This is a genomic window from Streptomyces sp. NPDC059853 (genome assembly GCF_042731495.1).
GTDB lineage: Bacteria > Actinomycetota > Actinomycetes > Streptomycetales > Streptomycetaceae > Streptomyces.
In genome coordinates this window covers 1-1,983 of the sequence record NZ_JBHWJL010000514.1, presented here as the reverse complement: position 1 = coordinate 1,983, position 1,983 = coordinate 1, and the positions used below count along the sequence as shown (strand labels likewise).

Sequence of the window (1,983 nt, the reverse complement as noted above, 5' to 3'; positions counted from 1 at the left end):
AGGCCCACCTCCTCGCCCTCTTCCGCGCCGCCCGCCGCCACGGCTTCTTCGTCATCCTCTCCAGCTGGGAGTACCAGCAGAGCCCGTCCTTCGCCGGTGATCGCCGGTGGTACGACGCCCTCATGGCCATCGACCCCGACCACCGGGCCGAGGCCCTGGCCGACGCCCTCGCCGACCTGATCGACTTCCTCGCCGCGCACGACGGCCTCGACGACCGCGTGGCCTTCACCGAACTCCACAACGAGGTCCAGGCCGGACGGCTGACCGAGGGACTCACCGGCGCGGACCCGGTCGTCGCGCTCGGCCCCCGGCTTGCGCGCGGCATCGCCCGCTTCCGGCAGCGCCACCCGGACCGCCCCGTCACCGTCAACTACGCCGAGGTCCCGGTCGGGTCGCTGCGTGGCATCCCGCGCGACATCGACGTCGCCGTCTTCCACCCGTACGTCTACGGCGTCCTCGGCGAACTCCTCGACACCTTCGCCCTGCGCGCCCCGGACCGGCCCTTCCCCCAGGAGGCCGCCCGCCGTGACCTGCTGCGCGACGGGGCGCCCGACCTGGCCGACTGGGCCCCGCCCGCCGCCGACCGCTGGCGCCTGGACACCACCGTCGTCGGCCTGCGCGAGGTCTACGTCCACGACTGGTGCGACCCGCAGAAGTGGGACGCCTGGCTGTACGACCGCTACGCCGTCCACCGGCTCGCCATGGAACAGCGGCTGGTGACCTGGATCGACGCCGCCGCCGACTGGGCGGCCGAGCGCGGGGTGCCGCTCGTCTTCGGCGAGGGCTGGATCGGCTACACCCCGCTGCACGGCACCTTCGAGGAGGGCCCGGTCGGCGCCGCGTTCTGCCGCCGCGCCGTCGCCGAGAGCGCCCGGGTCGGCGCCCGCGGCTCCGTGGTCTGCTCCAATGCCGCCCCGCAGCACCCGATGTGGCAGGACATCACCCTCCAGCGGGAGTGCAACGCCGTCCTGCGCGGCTGACCGCGCCCCCGCGCCACGGGGCCGGGGCGTGTCGGCGCGGAGCCGGGGGCCGGTGACGGGATGATCTGATCATGTCTCGTGCGGGAGGCATCGGGTGACCTCCGACCATGTCACCGACCGTCGACGAGTGCGCCGGACCGCCCGCGGCCGTTCACACCGGCCGCGGCCCGGTCCGGCCCCATGGCCTGCCGGGTCGGCGGACGCCGGAGGCTCGCATGCCCCACCGTGACCCGCGGCACCCGGTCGCACCGCACCCCCGCCCCGCCGACCCCGCCGACACCCCCGCCCAGGCCGGCGGATGACCGGGGAGCGCACCGGCCCGCGCCCGCTGCGGCCCTGGCACTACGCCGCTGCCGCGTACACCTTCGCCGTCGGCATGGCCGGCACCACCTTGCCCACCCCGCTGTACGGCCTCTACCAGCGCGAGATCGGCTTCTCCTCCTTCACCGTGACGGTGATCTTCGCGACCTACGCGGTCGGGGTCATCGCCGTGCTCGTGCTGGCCGGTGACCTCTCCGATCTGCGCGGCCGGCGTCCCGTCCTCCTCCTCGCACTGCTGCTGTCCGCGGCGAGCGCCGGCTGTTTCCTCGCCGAGGACGGGCTGCCGTGGCTGCTGGCCGGCCGACTGCTGTCCGGGTTCTCGGCGGGCCTGCTCACCGGCACGGCCACCGTCGCCGTCATGGAACTCGCCCCGCCGGGCGCCGCGCAGCGGGCCGGCTTCGCGGCCACCGCCGCCAACATGGGCGGCCTCGGGTGCGGACCGCTGCTGGCCGGCGTCCTCGCCGAGTACGCCCCCGCGCCGCTGCGCACGCCCTACCTCGCGCACCTCGGACTGCTCGTCCTGGCCTTCGCCCTGACCCTGGCGCTGCCGGAGACCGCCCGCCCGCCCCGGCCGCTGCCCCGGCTGCGGGTGCGCCCGCCGGCCGTACCCCGCCGGGTCCGCGCGGTGTTCGTCCCGGCGGCGCTCGCCGGGTTCGCGGGTTTCTCGATGTTCGGCCTGTTC

2 protein-coding genes are annotated in these 1,983 nt (G+C 75.8%); both read left to right on the top strand.

Features of this window, described 5'->3' with window-relative positions; all coding sequences use genetic code 11:
* Window positions 1-980, top strand: a 980-nt coding sequence (locus tag ACFV5N_RS27435; protein ID WP_385605130.1) for a hypothetical protein, incomplete at its 5' end; no start/stop codon positions are given.
* A 298-nt stretch (window positions 981-1,278) separates the two neighbouring features.
* Window positions 1,279-1,983 (top strand): MFS transporter (locus ACFV5N_RS27430; protein ID WP_385605126.1); only part of this gene is annotated, 705 nt, incomplete at its 3' end.